At 64.2% G+C, this 18726-nt stretch carries 15 protein-coding genes; 5 read left to right on the top strand and 10 right to left on the bottom strand.

Annotated features, from left to right (window positions below):
- Positions 1–31: 31 nt before the first annotated feature.
- Positions 32–781, bottom strand: a complete 750-nt coding sequence (gene lexA, locus QP997_RS01135) for a transcriptional repressor LexA (protein ID WP_070759013.1) — start codon at positions 779–781, stop codon at positions 32–34.
- Between the two features lie 338 nt (positions 782–1119).
- Between lexA and QP997_RS01130 the strand changes: the two genes are divergently transcribed.
- Positions 1120–1569, top strand: coding sequence for a cell wall hydrolase (locus QP997_RS01130; RefSeq protein ID WP_070760737.1), 450 nt, complete (start codon positions 1120–1122; stop codon positions 1567–1569).
- A 106-nt stretch (positions 1570–1675) separates the two neighbouring features.
- Positions 1676–2149: a transcriptional regulator NrdR gene (gene nrdR, locus QP997_RS01125; protein ID WP_070760735.1), complete on the top strand. Its 474-nt coding sequence runs from the start codon at positions 1676–1678 to the stop codon at positions 2147–2149.
- A gap of 52 nt (positions 2150–2201) precedes the next feature.
- Here the strand turns inward: nrdR and hrpA are convergent, their stop codons facing one another.
- On the bottom strand, positions 2202–6320 hold the full coding sequence (gene hrpA, locus QP997_RS01120) for an ATP-dependent RNA helicase HrpA (protein ID WP_284845943.1): 4119 nt from the start codon (positions 6318–6320) through the stop codon (positions 2202–2204).
- Positions 6321–6450: 130 nt separating this feature from the next.
- Between hrpA and QP997_RS01115 the strand changes: the two genes are divergently transcribed.
- Entirely contained in the window at positions 6451–7419 is a 969-nt protein-coding gene (locus tag QP997_RS01115) for a hydrogen peroxide-inducible genes activator (RefSeq protein ID WP_284845942.1), read from the top strand.
- On the opposite strand, the gene QP997_RS01110 is transcribed toward QP997_RS01115, so the two are convergent.
- Complete coding sequence (locus tag QP997_RS01110) at positions 7403–9961, bottom strand: DEAD/DEAH box helicase (protein WP_284845941.1); 2559 nt, start codon at positions 9959–9961, stop codon at positions 7403–7405. The two genes, QP997_RS01115 and QP997_RS01110, sit on opposite strands and share 17 nt — an antisense overlap.
- Positions 9961–10995 (bottom strand): PAC2 family protein, encoded by a 1035-nt coding sequence (locus QP997_RS01105; protein WP_502870415.1) that lies wholly within the window; start codon positions 10993–10995, stop codon positions 9961–9963. The genes QP997_RS01110 and QP997_RS01105 overlap by 1 nt, the downstream gene beginning before the upstream one ends.
- A 213-nt stretch (positions 10996–11208) precedes the next feature.
- Here QP997_RS01105 and QP997_RS01100 point away from each other — a divergent pair, with 213 nt between their 5' ends.
- A complete protein-coding gene (locus tag QP997_RS01100) occupies positions 11209–12525 on the top strand; it encodes a DUF4192 family protein (protein ID WP_284845939.1) in 1317 nt (438 codons plus the stop codon).
- Here the strand turns inward: QP997_RS01100 and galE are convergent.
- The 6 genes from galE to QP997_RS01070 form a co-directional block, all read right to left on the bottom strand.
- Entirely contained in the window at positions 12522–13538 is a 1017-nt protein-coding gene (gene galE / locus QP997_RS01095; protein WP_284845938.1) for a UDP-glucose 4-epimerase GalE, read from the bottom strand. The genes QP997_RS01100 and galE overlap by 4 nt on opposite strands.
- Positions 13539–13600: 62 nt before the next feature.
- Positions 13601–14320 (bottom strand): iron-dependent transcriptional repressor DtxR, encoded by a 720-nt coding sequence (locus QP997_RS01090; protein WP_070760723.1) that lies wholly within the window; start codon positions 14318–14320, stop codon positions 13601–13603.
- A 91-nt stretch (positions 14321–14411) separates the two neighbouring features.
- Positions 14412–15434: a sigma-70 family RNA polymerase sigma factor gene (locus QP997_RS01085; protein WP_070759003.1), complete on the bottom strand. Its 1023-nt coding sequence runs from the start codon at positions 15432–15434 to the stop codon at positions 14412–14414.
- 173 nt (positions 15435–15607) lie between these two features.
- Positions 15608–16075 (bottom strand): D-aminoacyl-tRNA deacylase, encoded by a 468-nt coding sequence (dtd, locus tag QP997_RS01080; RefSeq protein ID WP_284845937.1) that lies wholly within the window; start codon positions 16073–16075, stop codon positions 15608–15610.
- Positions 16076–16085: 10 nt separating this feature from the next.
- On the bottom strand, positions 16086–17816 hold the full coding sequence (locus QP997_RS01075) for a DUF7782 domain-containing protein (protein ID WP_284845936.1): 1731 nt from the start codon (positions 17814–17816) through the stop codon (positions 16086–16088).
- Between the two features lie 124 nt (positions 17817–17940).
- The gene (locus QP997_RS01070) at positions 17941–18411 is read right to left on the bottom strand and encodes a DUF3099 domain-containing protein (RefSeq protein ID WP_284845935.1); all 471 of its coding nucleotides are present in this window, start codon (positions 18409–18411) and stop codon (positions 17941–17943) included.
- A gap of 60 nt (positions 18412–18471) precedes the next feature.
- Here QP997_RS01070 and QP997_RS01065 point away from each other — a divergent pair, with 60 nt between their 5' ends.
- Positions 18472–18714, top strand: a complete 243-nt coding sequence (locus QP997_RS01065) for a DUF3039 domain-containing protein (protein WP_070760717.1) — start codon at positions 18472–18474, stop codon at positions 18712–18714.
- Positions 18715–18726: the final 12 nt, after the last annotated feature.

Here is an 18726-nt window from a genome sequence, read left to right as displayed (position 1 = left end):
CTTAGATACCCACTTAATCCAAAAACTTGGGTTAGATCTTGCGCAGGACCGCGGAGACTTTACCGAGGATCTGCGCTTCATTGCCGGCGATTGGTTCGAACAGATCGTTGTGGGGGAGCAGCCACACACCGTCCTCATCGTGGTGCAGTTCCTTGACCGTGGCCTCCCCGTCGATCATGGCGGCGACAAAGTCACCCTGATCTGCGGTCGGCTGCGAGCGGACCACAACCCAGTCGGAGTCGTAGATGCCCGCATCGCGCATGGACTCGCCGACCACCTGCAAGAGGAAAAGCTCGTCGGAAGTACCGACCAGCTCGGCGGGGAGTGGGAACTGCGCTTCCACGTTCTGCTCCGCCAGGATCGGATTGCCGGCGGCGATTTGGCCGACGACGGGCACGTACGTCGCTGCGGGGCGGTCGTCGGAGACGGGAGCGGGGGTGGTCTTGGGCTGCTTCCGCGGCACGGGCTTCACGAGGCCGGGGTTGGTGTGGTCCTCGTAGCCTCGAACATCGAATGCGCGAGGCTTGTTGTCCTCCCGGCGCAGGTAGCCCTTCTCCTCAAGTTGCTTGAGTTGGTAGGACACCGAGGATGTGGATTGGAGACCGACAGCATCTGCGATTTCGCGGATGCTTGGGGGATAGCCCCGGAGAACCGTGGAGTCCTTGATGACCTCCAGGATGCGGCGTTGGCGGGAGCTCAGGTTGCCCTTGATCTTCGCATCTGCAGCGCTCTTCTTGGGGCGGCCTGGGCGCCGACGGGGGGACTCGGGGGACGTCGTCACGGTGAACTCTCCTTGCGGCCCGGGCGGCAGTCAGCTGCGTGTGCCACCTGGCTTGTGATTGAAAACTTATGCTCCCGCGTTCGAGGGAGGCCTCGACCGCGCTGGCACCCACTGTATCACCTGCATGTTCGATATTTGGGGTAAAACGCTCGACTTTCTTCGAACGTGCGTGCTATATTTTCGATGTGGCCGCCTAGAACACCCGTTCGATACATGTGAGGCGGTGTTGGGGCGCTGTCCCTAGCGGATGATTCACTCCTATCCAACGGCTGGTTACCGGTGATTCATCGGAAAGATCAGCGCTGATGATCGGAATTCGAACGAGGAAGGAATCTACTATGACTCTCGTTAAGAACGTTTCCCACGCCCCTGCGGCTGCGTCTCGCGCCGGTCGACGCGTCGCTATTCCAACTGAGCGGGTCCTGTTCGAAGGTTCCGAGTCGCTTTCCGGGGTCGTTTCACCTGGCGTCGGCAAGAATGTACGTTCGAATACTCATGGTGAGGGGCGGGCCTTCACTCCGAACTTCGTGCAGCAGCGTCGCTTCGCTCACCCGGTAGCGAATGCTCGTTCCCAGCGGGTCATGGCTTCGCAGGCCTCTGCACTTCGCCGTGGAATGGATATTGCCAACCGGGTGGCCACTTCCCGGGGTGGGGTGCTGCTGAGTGGAATTGCATTGGTACTCAGCCTTGGACTGTCTCCGTTGGCGATGGGCCAGGGTGGTGACGAGCAGGCTCCTGCCGCCACCGCGGCCGTGTCTGAGATCGCGTCAGCCGAGGCGGCGGACTAGCCATCTTCCGCTCGGGTTGGCGGAGTAGTGCCGTGGCGATCGAATTGGGGGGAACTGTGGAATCCGCGGGGGCGCTTTTTCTGCGTGCTGGGCATAAACTAGTGGCGTGCTGTGCCCAAGTTGTCGCTGTGAAGATTCCCGTGTTGTGGACTCCCGAGTTGTCGAAGGCGGAATTGCCATCCGCCGCCGCCGGGAGTGCCTGCAATGCCTCACTCGGTTCACCACCATGGAGCGCTCGGTCCTTCTCGTAACGAAGCGCAACGGGGTGACGGAGGAATTCAGCCGCGAGAAGGTCATCAAGGGTGTAAGGCAAGCCTGCCAGGGACGCGATGTGTCAGATGACGACCTCAAGCTGCTCGCCCACGAGGTTGAGCAGAGCGTTCGTGCGGACTACGGATCCCAGGTTAACGCCCACGACATTGGCCTGGCGATCCTGCCTCCGCTGCGCCGACTCGACGAAGTCGCCTACCTCCGCTTCGCCTCCGTGTATAAGTCCTTCAGCTCCTCCGAGGACTTCGAGGCAGAGATCGCATTGCTGCGCAGCCAGCACCAGGGCAACCCTCCGCACCCGGGCAACTAAAACCGAGACCATAGCGCCGTCCCCGGCGCTCACGCTCCCGGTGCACCACGGACTAGCGGATCTGACCGGCAGCCTTGCGAACCCGCTGCAGTGATGCGCTGCGTGCAGTGCCCAAATTCTGGGCAAACAGAGCCACCATGAGCTCCTCGATCAGCCAACGCAGGTCCTTGACCTGGGGCGAAGCCTGCCGGGCGCTGGGCAGGCGATCCACCGTCTGCTGATAAATCTTCATCGCTTCCGCCAGCTCCTCCGCCAGCTCCGCCTCGCGATCAGGATCCCGCTCCAGCAGTGCCAGCCTCTCCTTCATAGCCTCGACGTACCGGGGGACGTGCCGGAGGCGCTGAATGCCCCACGTGACCAGACTGTGGTCCGCGGCGTACAACTGCACCTGCTTTTTCATCTCCGCAATCGCGGGACCATCCCACTGCTCCAGCTCCGAGGAGATGTCCTGGATGGCTAATGCAGCAGGGGCGAATGCAACCAGGATCTGGCGCACCAGACCAGGAGCCTGCTGGCGGGCCGTCTGGCAGGCCCGTTCGCACTCGTCAGGGGTTCTGATCACCGGGCCAACCTTCTCCAGAAGCTGGCGGCACGCCGCCGTGCGCGCATCGTCCACCAACGCCTCAATACCACCGTTCGGATAGTTCTCCAGCGCCACGCGCTGGCGCAACGGCAGCCCCTTGAGCATCTGTCCGGCGGAAATCGGGGTGGCCTCGGCCATCAGGCTTAGCACCGTCGAGAACTGCTGAGCCTTCGCCGCGTGCTCGGTGGGGAAGGCCTTGAGCTCGAAACGCGTGCTGCGGTGACCCGTCTTGCCAGCGGAGAAGCTGGCAACCAGTGCGGGGAAAGCGTTCACGGCCTGGCCGTCGACGACGGTCTCGATGGACTCAGGGATATCGCCGATGCTTTCGGCCGACCACTCGTCAGCGTGCTGAAGCACGCCACCCACGCCGGCCCCGCCCTGAGGTGCCTTCTGCTTCCCGCCAGTGCCACGGCCCTTCTTGCCAGCTGCGCCCGCACCCTTCTGGTGCACCTTGGCGTCCAGCGGGCTGGCAGCCGTAGAACCCTGGCCACCACGCAGGGACCGAGCACTCGCCGCCGCAATTGCCTGGCGGACATCACCGGCCAGCTCCCGCTGGAGTGCGACGATGTCCCGGCCGGTGCGCACCACATTGCCGCGGCGGTCAATAACCGCAAAATTCATGCGCAGGTGGTCGGGCACCTTGGTCCAGTCGAAGTCCGTGGCGTTGATGCCCCGACCGCCCAGCGAGCGCAGCGCATCGGCCAGCGACTCATCGATCGCCCCGTCGTAGGGCGTCATGGCCTCCAGCGCCCGTGCTGCGAAATCCGTTGCCGGGACCACCGACTTGCGGATCGCCTTGGGCAGGGAACGGATGAGCGCCACCGCTAGCTCGTGACGCATGCCCGGAACCAACCACTGCGTGATTTCGGGGTCGATGTTCGCCAGCAGGGGCAGTGGAACCTGCATGGTGATGCCGTCGCGCGGATCGGTGGGGTCGAAGACATACTCCAGGTCGAACTCCAGGCTGCCCTGCCGCCAGGTATCCGGGAACTCATTGGCCTCCGCGGCCCCTTCGTGCGAATCGATGAGCGCGTCGAGCGAAAAATCCAGCAGGTCTGGCTTCTTGTGGCGTGCCTTCTTCCACCAGGAATCAAAATGTCGGCTGGAGATGATGTCTGCGGGCAGGCGGGCGTCGTAAAAAGAAAACAGGGCATCATCGTCGATCACGATGTCCCGGCGACGGGCCTTATCCTCCAGCTTCTCGGCTTGCTCAAGAAGCTCCTGATTGTGGCGGTAGAACTTGTGGCGCGTCTCCCAGTCGCCCTCGACCAGCGCCTTGCGGATGAACATATCCCGCGCCAGCTCCGGGTCGATACGACCCAGGTTGACGCGTCGCTCCGTGACGATGGGGAGTCCAAGCAGGAGGGCCTTTTCGTAGACCATCGCCGCACCCCGCTTCGATGACCAGTGCGGCTCCGAGTGGGTGTACTTCACCATGTGGGGCGCGATTGATTCCACCCACTCCGGGCGGATCGGCCCCACCGTTCGGGCGAAAATCCGGGATGTCTCGACCAGCTCCGCGGCCATGATCCACTGCGGTGGTTTCTTCGCCACATGGGAGCTCGGGTGTACCACAAAGTGCGAATTGCGGGGGCCGGTGAACTGGCGGCTCTCGCCCTCCCGCATGCCGATGTGGCTGATCAGCCCGGCCAGCAGGGCTCGGTGGACATCATCTTCGGCGATGGGCTCGCCGTCGAAGGTCAGCTGCCGGACATGCCGAATATTCGGCACGGACCAGCGCAGCTCCTTGGCGATATTGAGCAGCTGACGAACCAGATCCGCCCACTCCAGGACACGCAAGTAGTGGATGAACTCCCGCTGGCAGAGCTTGCGGAACTGGTTACCGCTGAGCTCGGCGCGCTGCTGTTGCAGGTAGCTCCACAGCTTCAAGGTGGAGATGAAGTCCGAGTTCGCCTTGAAACGCGCGTGGAGCTCATCGGCCTGCTGCTGCTTCTCCAGCGGCCGTTCCCGGACGTCCTGGATGGATAGCGCAGCGACGATGACGGTGACCTGATCCAGGATGTTCAGCCGGTGGGCGGCGACCATCATGCGCGCCAAGCGGGGGTCGGTCGGGATGCGAGACATGTCCCGTCCCACGTCCGTCAACGCGTGCCGGTCGCCTCCGGAGATCGCGCCCAGCTCGCTGAGCAGGGCCACGCCGTCGCGCACCGCGCGAGAGTCAGGGGCCTGCAGGAAGGGGAACTTCTGGATATCACCGAGGCCAAGAGCAAGCATCGCCAGGATGACGCTGGCCAGGTGGGTGCGCAGAATTTCGGGGTCGGTGAACTCCGGTCGGGCTTCGAAGTTTTCTTCCGAATACAGCCGGATCGCAATACCGTCGGCGACACGGCCACAACGGCCCGAACGCTGCTTCGCGGAGGCCTGGCTGATCTCCTCGACCGGCAGTCGCTGTACCTTCGTGCGATTGGAGTAGCGGGAGATGCGCGCATAGCCGGTATCCACGACGAAGCGGATGCCAGGCACGGTCAGGGACGTCTCGGCGATATTCGTGGCCAACACGATCCGGCGGCGTTGGCCAGGGTTGAACACGCGGTGCTGTTCCGCATTCGACAGTCGCCCAAACAGGGGGAGGATGTCGACGCGTGCCCCGCGCCGGTCGCGGTTCAGATGCTTATCCAGCGCCTCGGCGGCGTCGCGGATCTCGCGTTCCCCGGAGAAGAAGCACAGGATGTCGCCGCTGCCGAAGCTCCACAGCTCGTCGACGGCCTCGATGAGCCCGTCCAACGGGTCCGTCACGTGGGTGGTGATCTCCCCACTGTCCGGGTCGGTATAGCTTCGCTCCAGCGGGCGGTACAGGATCTCGACCGGGTAGGTTCGCCCCGAGACCTCGACGATCGGCGCGGGTGTGCCATCGGCGCTGGCGAAGTGCTCCGCGAAGCTTTCGGGATCGATCGTCGCGGAGGTGATGATCAGCTTCAGATCCGGGCGCTTCGGCAGCAGATTCTTCAGGTAGCCCAGCAGGAAGTCGATGTTCAGGCTGCGCTCGTGCGCCTCATCGATGATGATCGTGTCGTATTCGCGGAGTAGCCGGTCGCGCTGGATCTCGTTGAGAAGCACACCGTCGGTCATGAGCTTGACCGCGGTGTTCTCGCTGGTCTTATCGTCGAAGCGGATCTTGTAACCGACCAGGGAATCCGGCTTATCCGTGCTCGATCCGAGCTCCTCGGCGATGCGGTCCGCCACGCTGCGGGCGGCGATGCGCCGGGGCTGGGTGTGCCCGATGCGCTGCCGCTTGCCGCGACCCAGGTTCAGGCACATCTTCGGGATCTGCGTGGTCTTACCGGAGCCAGTCTCACCGGCGATGATGACGACCTGATTTTCAGCGATAGCCTTTTCGATATCCGCCTGGCGCTCCGAGACGGGCAGCTCGCTAGGGAAGTGGATCTGAGGGAAGACCCGGTCCTGCTGGGGCAGATTGACGCCGGCCGTGCGCTCCCGGCGCTGTCGGCCGCTGCGTCCCCGGCGGCGCGACTTGCCCCCGCGGTTGCGGTGACGCCCGTTTCTGGCGTGCCGCGACGGCTGTTGCGCTGATTTTTGCGTGCTCTTATCGCTATTTTCCCTGCTCATTAGGGCTCCAGCTTAACAACTCTGTGGCTGGCACCTGTAGCCGGGAGCCATTCATAGCTTTTGGCTAAAACCACCCGGCCAGCTCGCGTAGGATAAGGCTTCAGCATTGTTGAAACATTGATAGGTAGCTGTGACCCACAAAGAGTATCGGCCGACCATTGCGCAGGTCCGGACCTTCGCGACGATCGCGGAACACGGCCACTTCGGCACCGCCGCGGCGCACCTGGGCATTTCCCAGCCATCGCTCTCGCAGGCTCTCGCGACCCTCGAGCAGGGGCTCGGAGTGCAGCTGATCGAGCGCTCCACCCGAAAAGTCATCGTGACGCCGATGGGGCGCTCGCTGCTGCCTTTCGCCCACGCCACGCTGGAGAGCGTGGACGCCCTCGTTGATCACGCCAATTCTGTGAAAGGAGGGTTGGGCAGTGCCCTGGTCGTGGGCATGATCCCGACGATCGCCCCATTCCTGCTCCCGGATTTCTTGCGCGCCCTCGACGAACCGCAGGCTGGGGATGCCCCCCGCATCGTGGAGGAGAAGACCCACCACCTGGTGGATGCCCTTCGGCAGGGGCGCATCGACGTCGCGGTGTTGGGGCTTCCGTTTGAGGACGCCGGGCTGACCACGATTCCCCTCTACGAGGAGGAGTTCGTGGTGGTCGTCCCAGAAGGCCATCCGATGGCCGGTCGCCGCGACCTGCGCGGCGCCGACCTCGAAAAACTCGACCTCCTGCTTCTCGACGAGGGGCACTGTTTGCGGGACCAGGTGATGGACCTGTGCCGCAGGGTGAATATGAGCCATGACCCCCGGCTGGCGGTGACCCGGGCAACGAGTCTGTCCACCGTGGTTCACCTCGTTGCCGCCGGGCAGGGCGCGACCCTTGTTCCGCTGAGTGCGGTGCCCAGTGAGTGCCAGCGCCCGGGCATCGGCTTGGCGACCTTCCACCCCGAGGAGAAGGCGGCTGGCCGCACGGTGGGGATTGCCCACCGCTCCAGCAGCGTGCGTACCGAGGATTATGAGGAGCTCGGCCGCATCCTCTCTGAGTCCTTTGCAGCGGTGCAGGAAACCGCCCGGGCGGAGCTGGCCGCTAGCCTTGGTGAATAACCAGGCTGGCTAGGCGCACCTCTCCGGCTTCGTCGGTAGCGGCCAGGTCCACCATGCCCTCGAAGGCCCAGCCGTGGTCCTTCTCCGGGTCATCCAGAATCTGGCGCACCCGCCATTGGCCGGGCGCAGCCTCCGGGTTCTCGTCGATGAGCACCATTGAGTTGGAACGCGCGTCGGCGTCAACCCCCAGGTCCGCATACTCCTCGAAGTAATCGTCCATGGCGGCGGGCCAATCGGGGGCGTCCTCCAGGTAGGAATCCAGCTCCGCCAGCTGCTCCTCCTTCTCGAAGGCGAAGAGCTCCACGTGGCGGAACATGTGGTTGCGTACCATCCGCCGCAGTGCTCGCTTGTTGGCCGAGAGCGCGGAACTATCGGTGACCCCGAAGGCATGCTCCGTGACCTGCTCCTCGGTCAGCGGAGCATCCGGGTCGGAGAGGGTGGCCCACTCATCCAGCAGGGAGGAGTCCACCTGGCGGATGAGCTCGCCCAGCCACTCGATGATGTCCTCGAGCTCCTCCGTGCGGTAGCTCTGTGGCACCGAATGGTCCAGGGTGCGCCACGCGTCGGTGAGGTAGCGCAGCACCACGCCCTCGGAACGCCCCAAACGGTAGGTGGCGATGATGTCCGAGAAGGTCATGCCCTTTTCGATCATGTCGCGCAGAACGGACTTCGGGGAGATGTCGAAGTCCTTCGCCCAGGGGTTGGATTCGCAGAAGATGTCGAAGGCATTGTCGAGGGATTCGGCCAGCGGCTGCGGGTAGGTGACGTCCTCGAGGATGTTCATCCGCTCGGTGTAGTCGACGCCCTCCGCCTTGAGCGCGGCGAGCTCCTCATCGCGGGCTGCGCGTTGCTGGCCGCTGAGTACCTGACGGGGGTCGTCGAGAACCGCCTCGAAGGTGGAGATCACGTCCAGGGTGAACTCCGGGGACTCCGGGTCGAGCAGGTCTAGAGCAGCCAGCGCGAACGGGGCCAGCGGTTGGTTGAGCGCGAAGTCTCGCTGCAGTTCCTGGGTTAGTCGGGCGTCCTTCCCGGACGGCGTGTCCGCCGCGAACTCCTCGACCACCTCGGACCGAAGCAGGCCACGGTAGAGCTCGATCGTGGTGCGGATGTGAGTGTTCTGCTTCGCGCGGGTCTCGTGGCTGCTGCGGAGCAGACGCTTGAGGGCAGCAAAGGTCCATTCCTTGCGAGCGACGATGTTCAGCAGCATCGAGTTGCTCATCGTGAACTGGCTGACCAGCTCCTCTGGCTCCGCGGTGAGCAGGCGTTCGTACGTGGACTCGGACCAGGTGGTTCGGCCCTGTGGTGCGGACTTCTTGCGCAGCCGCTTGAGTTTCTTCGGGTCCGTCCCAGCGCGCTGGCGGAGCCGGAAGTTCTCGATCTCGTGTTCCGGCGCCTGGACGACGACGGTGCCTTCCGTGTCGTAGCCTGCGCGTCCTGCTCGTCCGGCGATCTGGTGGAACTCCCGGGACTTCAGGATGCGGTGGCGTTCGCCGTCGAACTTCGCTAGCTCCGTCATGAGCACAGAGCGGATCGGGACGTTGATTCCCACGCCCAGGGTGTCGGTGCCGCAGATGACGGTCAGCAGGCCCTGCTGGGCGAGCTGTTCCACCAGGCGCCGGTATTTCGGCAGCAGGCCGGCGTGGTGGACACCAATCCCGCGGCGCAGCAGTTTGGATAGTGTCTTGCCGAAGCTGGTGGTGAACTTGAAGTTCCCGATCGCCTCGGCGATCGCCTTCTTCTTCTCTTCGCTGACCAAGCTCAGGCTCGTCAGCGCCTGAGCGCGCTCGATGGCCTCGCGCTGGGTGAAGTGTACGACGTAGACCGGGGCCTTGCCGTCCTTGACCAGCTCCTCGATCGTCTCGTGTACCGGGGTGTAGACGTAGTCGAAGCTCAGCGGAACCGGGCGGACGGAGCCAGAAACGTGGGTGCAGGGCCTGCCGGTGCGGTCGGTCAGATCCTTCTCCAGCCACGCAGTGTCTCCCAGCGTGGCGCTCATCAGCAGGAACTGGGCGTGGGGGAGTTCCAGGAGGGGCACCTGCCAGGCCCAGCCACGGTCGGGCTCGGAGTAGTAGTGGAACTCATCCATGACCACCTGGTCGACCTGCGCGTCCTTCCCGTCGCGCAACGCGATATTGGCGAGGATCTCGGCGGTGGCGCAGATGATGGGGGCACCACCATTGACGGTCGCATCACCGGTCATCATGCCCACATTCTCAGGGCCAAAGGTTGCGCAGAGGTCGAAGAATTTCTCGCTGACCAGGGCTTTGATTGGGGCGGTGTAGAAACTGCGCTGCCCGCGCGCCAGCGCCACGAAGTGGGCCGCCAGGGCCACCATCGACTTCCCGGACCCCGTGGGGGTCGCCAGGATGACGTGGTCCTGGGCGACCAACGCCGTGGCTGCCTCCTTCTGCGCCTCGTAGAGGCTGATCCCGCGGTCTTCCGTCCACCGCAGGAAGGACGCCAACACGGCGTCGTCAACGAGCCCTTCAGGGACCTCGTCGAGGTCGGGGAGTAGGTCGGCCAGCTGGGCAGCGATTCCCACTACTGTGAGTCTCCTTCATCGTCGTCGTGTGGGTCGTTGCTATGGGTGGGATCCGCCGGATCCTCCCCGCCGGCCGCGGAATCGGTATCCGCCGCGTCATTCATGCGGGCCAGGAATGCCTCGAACTCGGCGCCCAGCTCCTCGCCAGTAGGGATGTCCTGTCCTGGCTCGAGCAACGAACTCTTCTTCTTTCGAAGCCTACGGACTTCCTTGTCGTACTGCTGCTCGAGGGCCCCAACGACGGTAGCGATCTCGTGGGACTCCTCCGTCTGCTGTGCGAGCTGCTGCTGTACGCGCGACATATCCTTCTCCAGCGCCTTCAACGGCAGCTCGCGGTCGGCAAGGTCGCCGAAGGCCTTCAGCAGCGCGTAGCTGGCCTCCGGGTACTCTGAACCCGCGATGTAGTGCGGCACATGGGCCGTGAGCCCAATGGCGTCGAATCCCGCGGCAGACAGCTGCATCTCGGTCTCGAGCGCAGCGGCCCCCGGGATCACCAGCCGTGCGTCCCACGTGTGGTAATCCCGCACCAGGGACGGGTCCGAAGCGTGCGCGGAAATCACCAGCGGGCGGGTGTGCGGCACCGTCATCGGGGCAGCATAGAAGGAAATCGCCCGGGAGACATTCGCTCGCTGCGCCAACTCCATGATCGCGTGCCCGAATGCCTCCCACTTCAGGTCCGGCTCTGGGCCGGCGACCAGCAGGAACGGCTGGTCGTTGACGTCCTTGACGATGCGCACGTCCAGGCTGAGCTTGTCGGACTTGGTGATACGATTCTGGTCGATCGTGATGCTGGGGCGCCGTGCGCGGTAATCCAGTAGATCATCGAGGTTGAAGCTGGCGACAACCGAGCTATCCAGAGCCTCCAGGAGGTGATTTCCACTGACTGCGATGGCCTGGCCCGCATCGGCATAGCCCTGGAGCGCGATCAGCATCGGAATACCTTCGTCCGGCGAATCCGCCTCCAGCGGAACGGGATATTCCATCTCATACATGGTGTTCCGGGGACGGCGGCTAAAAGAATTGTCCTGAGGCATCGTCTTTGCGCTCCCTTTCTTTACAACGACTGCGGGGCAGCGGGCCGGAGATCTCGGCATTAACCGAGTTCAGGCCAGCCAAAACACGTGGCGGGCTCCGGCGTGGGGAAGTTATCCACAGTCCACTGCGTGTCCACAGGGCCCTGGCGGTTCTCCTCCGCAGACCAACGCTGCTGCGCTGGGGCTGACCGGGTGATCGAGCACACTTTGCTCATGAGATCACACGATTCACGTCATTCCAACCACAACGACCATCGCAATATTCCCCACGAGACAACCGCCGCGCAGGCCCCACCATCCGACAACAGGCTACGGGGCTGCCAAGGGCACAGCACAGCACCAGCTGGGCATCGCAGCATCTCCCTGGGAGCCGACCCCGGGGCTCTGCTCGCAGGCCTACCAGCCATGCTCGGTTTCACACCGCAGGACTCCTTGGTGCTCATCGGACTCCAACCGGTCAGCAAGGACGGGCCACCTCGAGGCAGCAACCCGGGTGACCGCGCCACCACACACGCCACCGTCACCTTTCAGGTAGGCCCCGTCGTGAGAGCCGACCTGGACGGCGATAGCACCGTGGAGGCCCTCGACACCTTCTGTGCCGCACTGGGGGCTCCCATCTCGGACACCGTGCCGACGGATCAATGCCCGCAGGCGATCATCCTCGTTATCGGTGGCACCCCGGCCCGCGCCGTCGACGTATTCACTGACACACGCACCCAACTCGCCCTGGCCGGAATCCCCGTGCACACCAGCCACTGGGCTCAGGAGATCGCAGACCACCAAGAGTGGGCGACATACGACCTCCACACCCAACTATGGGTGGACGAGGGGACCATCCCGGTACAAAGCGCCAACCCAGTAGCCCTCCACGCGGGGGTGACCAATGCCCTGAACTTCGCAGCTCGCGGGGACATGGAATGCTGGCTGGACCAACAGAACCCATCCCTGGCAGGGCCGCCGAACCCGCGGTGCCTGGATGCTGCCCTCCGTCACCTGTTGGCCAAAACAGAAGAGATACTCGATGGGCTCACCACGGTGGAGCATGCAATGGCAGACCTGGCGCTGCTGACCGCGATCGCCGAGCTCTGTGGCGAGCCCCGCAGCCAGGCCTTTCTCATCACCACATCAATCGGCATGCCCTCGCCCGTCATCCGTTCACTGCTCGCGGCAACTGCGCGCCACACAGCCGGCGACGTGAGAAGCAATGTGCTCTACGTGCTCACCCAGGTACTCGTCGGGAATGGGGAAGGAGTGGTCGCATTCCACACCGCGCGCCGGGCAGTCTGCGAGGCGACCAGCACCATGGGATGGAAAGATAACCAGGTGCTCGTCATAGCCCTGAAAACCGGCCTCGCGCTCCAGATCGTCAAGGATAAGGTCGCAATCGCCACAGAGGTCCTGAACGGGAAGAACCCGCGTGAACACGTCCCGGCCGACACGCGGGAGGCCCTCATGCGGGTGCTTGACTGGGACGCCGTTGAACACCTACGTCACCTCGACACCGAGGGAGGTGAGCTCGCGAAACCTTAAGGACGGGGAGCGGAGTGGGCCGCATCGCCCAGGGCGGAGGTAAACCGCCAAGCGTCCGACACCACCGTCTTCAGATCCGAGAGTTTCGGCTCCCATCCCAGCTCAGCGATAGCCTTCGCGCTCGAGGCGATGAGCACTGCTGGATCTCCGGCGCGCCGAGGCGCCTCGATCGCCGGAATGTTGGCCCCGGTGACCTCCCGGCAGGTGTCGATGACCTCCCGGACACTGAACCCGTCACCGCTACCAAGGTTGAAGATCCGGTGCTCGCCGGCCACGTTGGACGTCGCAGCCAGCACGTGCGCATCCGCGAGGTCCTTGATGTGGATGTAGTCGCGCACTGCTGTGCCGTCCTTGGTGGGCCAATCGGAGCCGAAGATGCTGATCGACTCGCGGTGCCCCAGAGCGACCTGCAGGACGATCGGGATCAGGTGCGTCTCCACCTCACGGTTCTCACCGAACTGCTGATAGGCGCCCGCGACGTTGAAGTAGCGCAGGCTCGTCGCCGCCAGGCCGTAAGCCTTGGCGTAGGAGGAGAGCATGTAGTCGATCGTCAGCTTCGAGGCGCCGTAGGGGTTCGTCGGGGCCGTGGGCATGTCCTCCGTGATGGGCACCTGCTCCGGTTCGCCGTAGCAGGCAGCGGTGGAGGAGAAGACGATGTTCTTCACGCCTGCTTCGCGCATCGCGTCCAGCAGCGTGAGGGTTGTGACGACATTGTGGTGCCAGTAGGCATCCGGCTGCTCCACGGATTCGCCCACGAGAGATCGCGCGGCGAAGTGGAAGACGGCGGCGAAATTGCCATCCGCCAAAACCTCGCTGGCCACATCGGCAATGTCGCCTTCCACGAAGTTCGCCTTCGGGTGGATCGCGGACCGATTGCCGGTGCTCAAGTTATCCACGACGGTGACGTGGAATCCGTTTTCAACGAGGACAGCCGTGCACACGCTACCCACGTAGCCCGCACCACCGGTGACGAGGACGTTGCTGCCAGGTTCAATTGCGTTGTATTCAGTCACTGTGGGGGCTTTCTTCAATCGAGGAATGCGAGGTCTGGCGGGGTCAGGAGGCGTCGAGGCGGTTAAGCGTTCGACACGTTGCGTACGCGGACCGCGTGCGCCAGCTCGCTGGGGATGACGACCTCAGCGGATTCGCCACGCAGAATGAGGTGATCCTCAGTCGGGATGACGGAGACGGCGACACCTGGGAGAATGCCCGCCTCGCGCAGCCGCTTCATCAACGAGCCCTCGACCTGCACGATCTCGTTAAAGCTGGTGACCACGGCCTCGTGTTCCTCGCCGGTGGCCAGGTCGGCGGCGCGGACCGAATTCGGGTCTTCCGCCACGGCCGTCTGGGAGATATCCGTGCCGTCCGCCGCCTGTTCGGTCAGGAAATTCAGCCCCGGGATGGGGTTGCCGAAGGGGGAGGTGTCGTGCTCGTCGAGAACCTCAACGAGGCGCTGCTCGACCTCGTCACTCATGACGTGCTCCCAGCGGCAGGCCTCGTCGTGAACCTTGTCCCACGGCAGGCCGATCACGTCGGTCAGCAGGCGTTCGGCAAGGCGGTGCTTGCGCATCACGGCGGTCGCGAGTGCCCGACCCTCGTCGGAGAGCTTCAGGGAACGGTCCTTCTCAACGGAGAGTAGACCATCGCGCTCCATGCGGGCCACCGTCTGGCTCACCGTGGGGCCGGACTGCTCAAGCCGCTCAGCGATCCGGGCGCGCAGCGGCGGGATGCCCTCTTCCTCGAGCTCGTAAATCGTCCGGAGATACATCTCCGTGGTGTCTACTAGGTCACGCACCCTACTCGCCCTTTCTCACCTTTCGAGCTGATGGAAGCCTCGAAAAAATCAATGCCTCAACCATACATCCCCGGTCTTGGGGAGTGGCGCACTATACGGCGTATTCGCGGAGCTTGTCCGCGCGCTGGCCCTCCCGCAGCTTAGCCATGACCTCGCGCTCGATCTGGCGCACCCGCTCACGGGAGAGGCCGAACTGACGGCCGATCTGGTCCAACGTGCGGGGCAGGCCATCATCGAGGCCATAGCGCAGGGTGATGACATCCTGCTCTCGCTGCTCCAACGTGGCCAGCACGGAGCGGATGTCGGAGTGGCGCAGGCTGGCGACGACTGCAGCCTCGGCGTCCTCTGCCTCGGAGTCCTCGATGAAGTCGCCCAACGGGGCTTCCTCGTCGGTGCCGACGGGCATGTCGAGGCTCACCGGGTCGCGGGACTGCTTCATCAGCATCTCGATCCGGTCCTCCGGGATCCCCGACTCCTCAGCCAGCTCCTCGTACGTCGCCTCACGGCCCAGGTGCTGGTACATCTCGCGCTTGATGCGGGAAAGCTTATTGACCTGCTCCACCAGGTGCACCGGCAGGCGAATAGTGCGCGACTGGTCCGCCATGCCGCGGGTGATCGCCTGGCGGATCCACCAGGTGGCGTAAGTGGAGAACTTGAAGCCCTTCTTGTAATCGAACTTCTCCATCGCGCGGATGAGCCCCAGGTTGCCCTCCTGGATCAGGTCCAGCAGTGGCATGCCACGGCCCGTGTAGCGCTTGGCCAGCGAGACCACGAGGCGCAGATTAGCCTCAAGCAGGTGAGTACGTGCGGCCTTGCCTTCGCGTGCCAGGATCTTCACGTCGCGCTTCTTCGCACGAGTCAACGGCTCGCCGCTCTTGAGCAGCTGCTCCGCATACAGCCCGGCCTCAATGCGCTGGGAGAGTTCAACCTCGTCCTCAGCAGTCAGCAGGGCAGTCTTACCAATGCCGTTCAGGTAGACGCGGACGAGGTCGGCCGAAGGGTTCTCGTTATTGCCTCGGCGCCGACGGCGGTCAGTATTCTGCTCCGGCTGCGAGGCATCATCCTTGGCGGATGTCGCGCGGGCGGAATCACTGCCGCTGGTGGACTTGCTCATGCAGTTAGGTCTCCTCTTGAGCTCACGATGGGCATCCGACGGGGCGCTATTTTTGAGGCGCTAATACAACCAACGGCCAGAACGCGGATTTTGTTCCCAGACCCAACTCCATGGTCGGGGCGAAGAACGCTTGCACCCCACAAACGGGGCTAGCTACCCCAAGCATCGCCGACCTAACACTCGACCAAGACGGTATAAGGTCCCTCGTTGACCGAGCTGACCTGCATATCAGCCCCGAACTCGCCAGTTTCAACGTGGATCCCACGGTCCCGAAGCCCCTGGACGATGCTCTCAATCACCGGTTCCGCAGTCGGACCCGGCATCGCCTCCGACCAGCTGGGGCGCCGCCCCCGCTTCGTCTTGCCCATCAAGGTGAACTGGCTGACCACCAGCACGGAACCGCCTACCTCCTCAACCGACAGATCCCGTTGACCACCCCACGGCTCACCCGAGGCGGGGAACAACCGCAGCTCGGCGATCTTGCGCACCATCGTCTCCCAGGCGTCGGCGTCGTCGTCCTTGCCGCTGCCGATGAGGGCAAGCAACGCCGGTCCGGAGACCTCACCGACCCGACGGACCTCACCGGATTCATCCCGGACGTCGACGCTGGCCTGACTCACCGTGCTAATAACTGCCTTCATGGTCCTCCTCTTAACTTTCTGCCCAGTCGACCAGACCGCTCGGCAATACGATGCCGTGGCGCACAAGGTCGACGATGATCCCCAGCATCCTCTCCGCCAGGACTTCCTCATAATCTTCGCCTGCAGCAGCCAGGTCCTCGCCCTCGGCAGACCCGGTCACAGCCGCATAGAGACCCAGCACATCCTCCAGGGCCAAGCCCTCCGGATTCAGACCCGCGAGAATCGACTCCACCGCGGCATCGATCTCATGCGTCCACGCCGGACCGTCTGTCCTGGCCAGGCGCAGACACAGCTCCCGGAACCCCTGCCCGGCCTCCGCATCGGCCTGCCGAACCAACTCGGTGGCCACCCCCGGGCGCACGGCAAAACGCTCGCCCAGGACATCCTCGGCGGAGACATCGGCCAGCCACTGACTACGGATGAACCACTCCGCCACGTCAGCACCCAGCGGGGTACCCGGCACCATGGTGTCGGGCAACTGCTCCACGGTGACCTCAGTGGGTCCATCAATCGCACGCAGATGGGCGAAACCCAAGGCAATATGGCTGACCCCGTTCTCAGCCAGGTAGTGAAGCCACTGCCCAGCCTTCCGCCGGCCCGCCGGGGAGCGTGGGTCAATACCTTCGTCGCTCAGCCACGTCGTCACGTAGGTCTCCGGGTCCACGTATTCTCGCACGAGGCCGTAGGCACGCACCCCCTCCGCCGGCAGCCAACGCCCCATCTTCGACGCCACGGAATCCTCGGCGGACACCGCCCAAGAACACAGAATATGCGCCGTGCCGCCGGGGGAGAGATGCTCAGGAGCTTGGGAGACCACGAGCTCGGTCGCGCGGTCCAAGCCCAGCCCAGAATCGCGGTAAACATGCCCGACCTCCGGGGGCTGGACCACAAAAGGCGGATTCGACACGATGAGGTCGAAGCGCTCACCCGCCACGGGCTCGAACCAGGAACCCTCTCGCCACTCGATGCCGCTCGCGGGGGCTGCCTCAGCCGTGGAGAACTCGCCTCGTGCCTGACCCAGCTGAGCGCCATTGACCGCGGCGAAGTCCAATGCTCGGCCACTAATATCCGTCCCCACCACCTGCGCCTCGGGGTAGGCCAACTGCAAGGCCAGGCTCAGCGCCCCACCACCGCAACCCAGGTCCAGGATCCGTCGCGGGGAGGGCAGCCACGGATTATCCGCCGGCGGGATGACCCGAAGCAACGACCGCGGAGCGTTACCCAGGCCCGGTACGTGATCGTCCGCGGTGGGCTCCTGCGGCCACAGGCCAGCGTCCGGATCCGACGCGAGCAGGAATTCTCCGCCCAGGCCTGATGCATCGCCATCCGCATCACCGAACAGGTGAGGGAAAGAGTACGGGCGGATATCCACCCGCAACTGCAGCTCATCCGCACTGCCGGGCAGGGAGGTGATCAGGCGGGCGTCGATGGCACGCCGGGTGAGGTCTGTGCCGATGACTTCCTGCCACGTCGCAAGGGCAGCTGGTTCCCGTAAGACGAAGAGCTCCACCAGTTGGGCTGCGTCTGTGGCGTCTGGGGAGTCGCCCCGGCCATGAGTGCGGACCGCGCGCAGCGCTCCGGCAGGATTGGCGAGGTTGAGGGCGCGGAGACCGGGCTCGCCGAGGACGTCCTCGAGCAGGGTGGTGCTGAGCCCGCGTGCACGGGCAACGGCGAGCAGGCCACCGAGAGCCTCGCGGGCGGGCTGGGAGGTGAGCTGCATGCTGGAAGGGTGGGTTGTCACTGCGGGGTGTGCCTTCTTGTCTCGGTCGTGGTTGGGGAACGGGCTCTGCGTGCCGCCGGTACAGCATTGGTCTCTTCAAGGGCGCTGGGGCAGTCTCAAGCTGTACGCCCAGGTGATGGCCGGGCTAGTCCTCGGAATCGTGGTCGATGACGGGGTGGCGGTCGGTGGAGTCCACCTCGTTGGGCTCCAGCTGTCGCTGTGGGCTCGTTGCCTGGGAGAGCTGGGAATTGGCCATCGCCGCCCGGTTGGCCCGCACGAGGCCAGGCTTATAGACCTTTTCCGACTCCTTGGTGGCTTCCCCGGACTCGTTGGCGAGCATGACCGCAACCCAGGGCAGCGGAACACTGATGAACGCCACGACCGCACCCACAATGATGTTATTGGTGACCCACAGCAGGATCACGGCCAGGACAAGCACCGGGATGCGTGCAATCTGTAGCCCCAAATAGAGGCGACGCCGGTGGTGCCAGTCCTCCAGCTGCGACTTCCTCGCGTCGGTGATCCGATCGACCCGCTTGCCAGGGCGGCGGAAACGGCGCGCCCCGGTGGCTGAACTGCCCCGGGCGCGACCGGCACGTTTCTCTGCTGCTGACATACCGTCTACGGTAGTACGAGAGTCAACTGTGGGAAGCCCTCAGGGGCAAGATGGAGGATTGTGAGCGCCACGAGCACCAGCACGCTGGAACGTCCGAAGGTCGATGAGCAGGAGCAGACCCAGGACGACACCCCAAAGTTTTTCCACTACGTCAAGAAAGACCAGATCGTGGAGTCAGCGGTCATGGGCCGGTTGGTGGTTGCACTGTGCGGTGAGACCTTCCCGGTGACCAAGCAGGCAAAACCGGGCTCCCCGGTGTGCCCAGAGTGCGAGGAAATTTACCAGAGCCTGCGTAAGAAGTAGGTCCGATACAAG

This window comes from Corynebacterium sp. MSK039 (assembly GCF_030232315.1).
Lineage (GTDB): Bacteria > Actinomycetota > Actinomycetes > Mycobacteriales > Mycobacteriaceae > Corynebacterium.
Note: the sequence above shows the minus strand (reverse complement) of the source record. Positions and strands in the feature narration are given on the sequence as shown.